Genomic DNA, 8,291 nt, shown 5'->3' on the forward strand with positions numbered 1-8,291 from the left:
TATGTAATGAGAGGTGGTAAATTATTGCTGTTTATTGATAAGCTGGATGCAGAAATGGACAGCCTTCGCATTAAAAACGAAGTAGTAGCTTACGACAGAGGTTTAGGATTAGATGATCTGCTGTTTAAATACGGCGCAAGAATTAATCCTGATTTAGTGATGGATCTGCAATGCGATTTTTATCCTTTTGTTACAAACGGAAGCGGACAATTAGAATACCTGCGCTGGAATTATTTTCCTTTGTTTGAAACAAAATCAAATCACACCATTAACAAAAGTCTTGGGCTGGTGTCGGGGCAATTTGTAAATTCAATCGATACCACAGAGGCAGAAGGGATTAAGAAAACAATTTTATTAAGTTCATCTCCCAACTCCAGGACAATTGCCACGCCTGCAGTTATCAGCGGCAGAGAAAATGTAAATGCCGCCGAAGATGCAAAATTTAAAAAAGCAAATATTCCTGTAGCAGTTTTGTTAGAAGGTAAATTTCAATCTTTGTACAACAACCGTTTATCGCAGGCAATGAATGATAGTTTGCAGCAGTATGGTCTTAGTTTTCAACCGCAGGCTTTTGCCGATGGAAAAATAATTATAGTTGCTGATGGCGATATGGTTTTAAATGCGGCAGATAAAGATGGCCCGTTACCCATGGGCATAAACCGCTACACCGCAGGCACACAATACGAATACCAGTTTGCCAACAAAGCGTTTTTGCAAAACTGTTTAGATTATTTAATTAATCCATCCGGTTTATCCGAAGCCAAAGCAAAAGATTATACCTTACGTTTGCTGGATACAAAAAAAATTGAAGCGGAAAAAACCACCTGGCAATTAATAAATATTGCAATACCTGTTGTACTGGTATTTTTATTTGCAATTATTTACCAGTGGTGGCGTAAAAGAAAATACACAAAATAAAAAAATGGACAAAACACAATTGATATACCTTGTTTTTAGTGCAGTAATTATTATTTCACTCATATTCGACCTTGGTTTGATGAGTAAGAAAGACAAGAAGATAACTATAAAGCAAGCACTGTATCAAACTTTTTTTTGGGTAGGCCTGGCATTGGCATTCTGTGTTTTTTTATGGATAGAAGAAGGGCAGAAACCTGCGCTGGAATATTTGAGTGCTTACCTTATGGAGTGGAGCCTGAGCATAGATAATATTTTTGTGTTCATTCTTATTTTTACAGCTTTTAGTGTTAAAGAAAAAAACTTTGGTCGTGTACTGCTTATCGGTATATTGATGGCGATTGTTTTCAGGATTATTTTTATAACGGTTGGTGTTGCATTGGTGGAAAAATTTCACTGGCTGTTATATGTATTTGGTGCGTTCCTGGTTTATACCGGGTATAAAATGTTTGTATCGGTAGAAGAAGAAAATGAGTTTGATCCGCAAAAAAGTAAGGTATATAATTTTTTAAAAAAGATTTTACCGCTTGCACCCAATGATGGTAACGGAAGGTTTACAGTAATAGAAGACGGTAAAAAAAAGTACACCACTTTATTTGTGGTGGTTATAATGCTGGCCGCCATCGATCTTGTATTTGCATTAGATTCTATACCTGCAGTAATGGGGATTGTTGATACCAAAACGCCGGACTACCAGGCTACTGCAAAACTGGTAATTTACACCTCTAATATTTTTGCTGTGCTTGGCCTGCGCTCATTATTCTTTTTGCTGAGAGGCGCTGTACATAAATTTGATTACCTGCCACAGGGCATTGCTGTGGTATTAATATTTATTGGTTTAAAAATGCTTGGCGAGCATTGGATAAATCAATGGATAGATAAAACCACACAGGTATTTATTTCACTTGCTTTTATTTTGGTTTGTTTAAGTGCTTCTGTTATATATTCTATTTTTATCGACAGGGAAAATGTAAAGACAAGTAACCAAGCAGAAGATGATGAGTCGCATTAACTATTACAACAGCCATTGACTTATACAATGCAGGATATTTCGTAGCTATTGGATGTTTAAAATTATTGCTGAACAATAAATACAGATGTATACTATTGCTGAAATAGAAAAAATAATTGACGGCAAATTTTTGATCGGTAAAAATGCTGCTGCTGTTATCGAACACCTGTTAATTGACAGCCGAAAATTATTATTTCCTTCCTCCACATTATTTTTTACCATACAGGGGCCACGCCGCCAGGGGAATGCTTTTGTAAAAGATTTGTACAATAAAGGAGTAAAAAATTTTATTGTAGATGCCTCATTTGTTTTTTTAGAAGATGATTATCCTGATGCCAATATTTTATTGGCAGCAAATGTATTGGATGCATTGCAAAAATTAACGGCACATCACAGAAAACAATTTAATATACCTGTTATTGGCATTACGGGCAGCAATGGAAAAACTATTGTAAAAGAATGGTTGCACCAGTTGCTGCAAACAGATTATACTATTGTACGCAGTCCTAAAAGTTACAACTCTCAAATTGGTGTGCCTTTAAGTGTGTGGCAAATAAATGCAACACATAATTTGGGCATTTTTGAAGCAGGTATTTCAATGCCCGGCGAAATGCAAAGACTGGAAAAAATTATTGAACCTGCCATTGGCATTTTTACCAATATTGGAGAAGCACACAGCGAAGGGTTTGAAAATATTACTGAAAAAATAAAAGAGAAAATAAATCTTTTTGTAAAAACGCCTATAGTAATTTATTGTAAAGATGAAATTTTGGTAGATGAAGCATTGCTGGAGCTGCAGCAAAAAAACAATAACATACTTTTTAGCTGGGGCCAAAAAGAAGCCGCAACACTTTTTATTACCACCATACAGGTACAGCCATTCAATACTGTAATTAAAGGCATTTTTAAGGAAGGAAAAATAAGTATCTCCATACCTTTTACTAATGACGCTGCCATTAAAAATGCTATTACCTGCTGGTGTGTATTACTGTATTTGCAAGTTAATGATGAAATAATTCAGGAGCGTATGCTGCAGTTAAAACCTGTGGAAATGCGGCTTGAATTAAAAGAAGGTATCAACAATTGTTCCGTTATTAACGACAGCTACAGTGCCGATATTACTTCTTTATCCATTGCTTTAGATTTTTTGCAGCAACAGCAGCAACATCCCAAACGCACCGTAATACTCAGCGATATTTTACAAAGTGGCAAAAGCAATGCAGCGCTGTATAAAGAAGTGGCATACATCTTACAACAAAAAAATATACAGCGCATCATTGGTATTGGTACCGAAATTTTAAAACACAGTGATGCTTTTGAAACAATAAAAGAAAGGGCTTTTTTTAATTCCACCGCCGAATTTAAACAGCAATTTCCTTCCCTGCATTTTTATAACGAAAGCATATTATTAAAAGGTGCAAGAGTTTTTGAGTTTGAACAAATAAGCCATTTGCTGGAACAAAAAACACATCAAACAGTTTTAGAAATAAATTTAAATGCCATCATCAATAATTTAAAAGTTTACCAGCAGCAGTTAAAGCCGGGTGTAAAATTAATGGCGATGGTAAAAGCTTTTAGTTATGGCAGCGGCAGTTTTGAAATTGCCAATTTGTTGCAATTTCAAAAAGTTGATTATTTAGCTGTAGCTTATGCCGACGAAGGTGTTGAACTTCGCCGTGCAGGTATTACTTTACCCATAATGGTAATGAATGCAGAAGAAAGCACTTTTGATATGCTGGTGCAGTTTAACCTGGAGCCGGAATTATATTCTTTCGGTATTTTAAATGCATTTGAAAAATACCTGCAGCAATCGGGTATTAATAATTATCCAGTGCATATAAAATTAGATACCGGAATGCACCGCCTGGGTTTTGTAGCAACAGAAATGGAGGAGCTGTGTAAAAAGATTTCTACCGGTGAAACTTTTAAGATACAATCGGTATTTTCTCATTTAGCTGCAAGCGACAGTAAAGCGCATGACGATTTTACAAAGCAGCAGGAAAAATTATTTTTAAAATCATCCGGTGCCATTGAAAAAAATATCAGCTATCCATTTTTAAAACATATCGCCAACACATCCGCCATACACCGCCATAAAAATTTACAGTTAGATATGGTGCGGCTGGGTATTGGTTTATATGGGGTGGATGCCAATAAAACTATACAGCAGCAATTAAAAAACGTGAGCACTTTAAAAACTACCATCTCACAAATAAAAAAAATAAAGGCTGGCGAAAGTATTGGTTACAGCCGCCGTGGCATTGCCGAAAAAGATTCTGTTATTGCCACCGTACGCATTGGTTATGCCGATGGTTACCCCCGAAGCCTTAGCAATGGCATTGGTAAAATGGGGGTGAACAAAAATTTAGTTCCGGTAATTGGCAGTGTGTGTATGGATATGACGATGCTGGATATTACAGGCGTTGATGCAAAGGAAGGTGACGATGTGATTGTTTTTGGGGAAAAATTGTCCGTTGCCGAATTAGCTGAATGGGCCAATACAATTCCTTACGAAATATTAACCGGCATATCCCAAAGGGTAAAAAGAGTTTATTACGAAGAATAACAGATGTGAATGGTGATACGTGAGTGGCGAATGCATTTTAGCCTAAACTCCCAAACATCTAAACTCTAAACGGCTAAACCAAAACCCTCAAACTGTCTTATATTTGCCCTTTATTATGAAAGCAAAACACGTTGCATTTATTATTGCCCTGGTGGTAATTGCCGATCAGGCTTTAAAAATTTACATTAAAACAAATTATGCCTTAAACGACAACCACAATGTAGCAGGCAAATGGTTCCAGTTTTATTTTGTAGAAAATCCCGGCATGGCTTACGGGTGGAAGTTTGGCGGCAACTGGGGCAAGCTGGCACTAACTATTTTCAGGCTGGTGGCAATAATATTTGGTACCTGGTATTTGGGTAGTATTATCAAGCAGAAATACAACAGGGGGTTTATTATTTGTGCAGCATTAATTTATGCAGGAGCGTTGGGTAATTTGATCGATTCGGCCTTTTATGGTTTAATTTTTGATAAAGGGATGACATTAGATCCGCTTACAAAAAGATATGTTGATTATAACGGAGTAGCTGTATTTGCCAAAAAGGGTTACGCTTCATTTTTACACGGCAATGTGGTGGATATGCTTTATTTTCCGGTAATACGGGGGCATTTCCCTTCCTGGTTTCCTTTTTGGGGTGGCGAAGATTTTGAATTTTTCAGGCCCATATTCAATTTGGCGGATGCTGCCATTTCCACCGGCGTTATTACAATATTAGTTTTTCAAAAACGTTTCTTTAAGCAGCGTAAAAGCGAAGAAAATACTCATACGGTGGAAACTAAGGCGCTGGTAAACGACGAGTCGCAGGTTTCATAAAAAACTTATCTTTATAAAACATTAATTTAATACCTGTTTATGAGAATGCTCAAATCTATAATTTTTGCAGCCGCAACACTAGTGGCATTTGTATCCTGCCAAAAGGAATTAAAATTTGATAACTCTGGTGCATCGTCGGGCACATTTAAAAAAGATGGCGGCGGCGATTGTGCACCAATTACCGTAAATGGTATTTTTAAAAAAGATTCAGTACTAACCACTGCCAACTTTGTTGATGTTCAGATCAGCGTATCTTATCCTGGTACTTTCGATATTAAATCAGATTCTGTTAATGGCTACTCGTTCAGCAAAACCGGCAGCGTAGTTTTGGGATTAAATACTATAAGATTGTATGCAATTGGTAAGCCACTTGCAGCCGGCACTAATATATTTACTATTACTTACGGCACCAGTACCTGCACTTTTGCAATAACTGTTCCCGGGCCGGGAGTTGTACCTGCAGTGTTTACATTAAGCGGATCTCCAGCTGCATGTATAAATGCAACAGTTGGTGGCGTATATACTGTTAACACAGCATTGGCTCCGTCCAACACACTTACTATTGAAGTAGATGTTACCACAACAGGAACTTATGTAATTGCGGCATCTCCTGTTCCAACCAATGGTTTTGCTTTTACAGGAAGCGGAACTTTTACATCGCTTGGAAAGCAATTGGTAACACTAACTGGTACAGGTACACCGCAAAGAGCAGAGGTTTCTGCAGTTAACGTAACTAATATCAGCAGCACCTGCAATATTCCTGTAACTGTTCAACCAGCAGCTCCACCTGCTGTATTTACTTTGGATGGTGCACCAGCTACTTGTACAGGTTTTACAGTTGCCGGTGTATATACAGCGGGAAGTGCTGCATCTGCAGGCAATACCGTTAAATTAAACGTTACTGTAACAACAGTTGGCTCCTATAACATTACTACTAACACTGTTAATGGCATTAGTTTTAGTGGAACAGGAACTTTAGCATTAGGGGCACAAACAATTATATTGACTGCAACGGGTATTCCAACCGTTGCAGGAACATTTAATACTTTTAAACCGAATATTGCAACCACCTGCGATTTTGCTGTAACCTTTCTTCCTGCTACAGTCCCACTAAATGGCGATTACTTTCCTTTAACAAACAATAGCTGGTGGAGTTATGATATAGTTGGCGACCCAGATACAATTTATAATGTTGTTTATGGTACTAAAGTTTACAATGGTAATACTTATACAGAAGTAGAACAGCAATACAGCAGTGTACCGGTAGATACAGGACATTACAGAAAAAGCGGTAATAACTATTTTCAATGGGTTATATCCGACTGGTACTCTGCACAATTTGCATTTGATAATCCTGTTGTTGTAGATATTAATTTTCTTAAGGAGAATACAGCAACGGGTACTACATGGCAATCAGCAACTTATTCCGGCCCCTTTGGGACCGGTGCAGCTAATGCCGATTTGCGTTATGATTTTAAAATAGAAAATGCCAATACCAGCATTGTGGTTAATGGAAAAAGTTACACCAATGTAATTTATGTAAGTGTAACGGTACAGTTAAAAATAGCACCTTCGCCTGTATTTACTGCATTTGAAAAAAATGATTTTTATTATGCAAAGGGTATTGGTCTTATAAAAGTAAAATACAACGATTTGCTGGGAGGAATGGTGATAGGCGAAGTAGGTATAAGAAATTATAAAGTAAATTAGTAAAATAAAAAATTCACCATGAAAACAAGGTTTTTATATTTTATAATTATTGCAGCAGCAATTATTGCATCCTGCCAAAAAGAATACAGCACAGAAGAAGGCAATAATGCAGGTGCAGGTACTATTATTGGTGCCGATTGCCGCATTAATAAAATTGGATACAGCGACACTACAGGAATAATTGGTATTGGTTCAATTGGTGCAACAATTAATGCTGCCGATGCAGCTACCGACGTTACAAAATTCGACAGCCTTACCTTAACATTGGATTTTTTTTCCTCCCTGCAATATTTTAGCGATACCGTTTACATTGATCCTGATCAGTATTTTATTGTTGATAATGCTAACAAAAAACGCATAACATTATTTCACGGCCTTATAGATCCAACAGTGCCAGGTTCGCCAGAAATTGATGTGGACTATATTTATAATGCTGCCGGACAGTTAACAGAAAAAGATTATTATTTCTCTTCATTTCCAGTAGTAACTTATCAAACAGTTTTTTATACTTATGCAGGCGGTAATCTTACCGGCATGGTAACTTTCGATGATTTTACCGGCGATGTAATTACAGATGCAGACCTTACTTATTACACCACCATTTCTCCAAAAAATTACATGTATCTTTTTCCTGATGAAAATACATATGCTGAGTTTAACCAGTTTTTTAATTTTGGAAATAAATCAACTAATGCTGTAAAAAGTTTAAAAGTGCGTTACTACGATCCGGGTAATGTGGTAATTGATTCTGCCGTTTCTAATTTTCAAACTTATATTATGAGCCGGGATAATTATGTGCTGAATGTAAATATGAATGGCGATGACCAGTCAAGTATACCTGCAACAACAGGCAAACTGAATTTTACTTACAAGTGTAAATAAATAATACTTCTTAAAGTACAAGCCTCCTGAAGAATCAGGAGGCTTTCTTTTGTAAATCAAACTTAGGGCTAAGTATTTTATTTTAACAGAGATTAGATTTATGCTGTTACAAATTTTTCAGGCTGAGCTTGTCGAAGCCGATGTACTTTTTTAAACCCGTTTTCAACAGACTCAAGCTAACATTTCTTAGAGAGAAGCGGTTTGCATAATGTGTTATTTGCAGCTTATCGAAATCTGTAAAATTACTCTCCGACATCTGCATCCGGCTTTTAGCAGAGACCGTTTGTTTTAAAATTCAACCAGTTTTATTTCATCTTTATAATTTTTTTATTAATTACTGCATTATTAAACGAAGCTGATAGTATGTAAGTTCCTGCAGGCAAATCATTAAT

6 protein-coding genes are annotated in these 8,291 nt (G+C 36.7%); all 6 read left to right on the plus strand.

Annotated elements, in window-relative coordinates; genetic code table 11:
- Positions 1 to 918: Gldg family protein (locus ACY651_RS16230; protein ID WP_462254545.1), on the plus strand; the 918-nt coding region annotated here is incomplete at its 5' end.
- Positions 854 to 1,927: a TerC/Alx family metal homeostasis membrane protein gene (locus ACY651_RS16235; RefSeq protein ID WP_462254546.1), complete on the plus strand. Its 1,074-nt coding sequence runs from the start codon at positions 854 to 856 to the stop codon at positions 1,925 to 1,927. The genes ACY651_RS16230 and ACY651_RS16235, both read left to right, overlap by 65 nt.
- Before the next feature lie 85 nt (positions 1,928 to 2,012).
- On the plus strand, positions 2,013 to 4,493 hold the full coding sequence (locus ACY651_RS16240; protein ID WP_462254547.1) for a bifunctional UDP-N-acetylmuramoyl-tripeptide:D-alanyl-D-alanine ligase/alanine racemase: 2,481 nt from the start codon (positions 2,013 to 2,015) through the stop codon (positions 4,491 to 4,493).
- A 115-nt stretch (positions 4,494 to 4,608) separates the two neighbouring features.
- Entirely contained in the window at positions 4,609 to 5,307 is a 699-nt protein-coding gene (locus ACY651_RS16245) for a lipoprotein signal peptidase (RefSeq protein ID WP_462254548.1), read from the plus strand.
- A 39-nt stretch (positions 5,308 to 5,346) separates the two neighbouring features.
- The gene (locus tag ACY651_RS16250) at positions 5,347 to 7,017 is read left to right on the plus strand and encodes a hypothetical protein (RefSeq protein ID WP_462254549.1); all 1,671 of its coding nucleotides are present in this window, start codon (positions 5,347 to 5,349) and stop codon (positions 7,015 to 7,017) included.
- 18 nt (positions 7,018 to 7,035) lie between these two features.
- Positions 7,036 to 7,899, plus strand: coding sequence for a hypothetical protein (locus tag ACY651_RS16255; protein WP_462254550.1), 864 nt, complete (start codon positions 7,036 to 7,038; stop codon positions 7,897 to 7,899).
- Positions 7,900 to 8,291 lie beyond the last annotated feature (392 nt).

The organism is Ferruginibacter sp. (assembly GCF_031391665.1).
Taxonomy (GTDB): domain Bacteria; phylum Bacteroidota; class Bacteroidia; order Chitinophagales; family Chitinophagaceae; genus Ferruginibacter.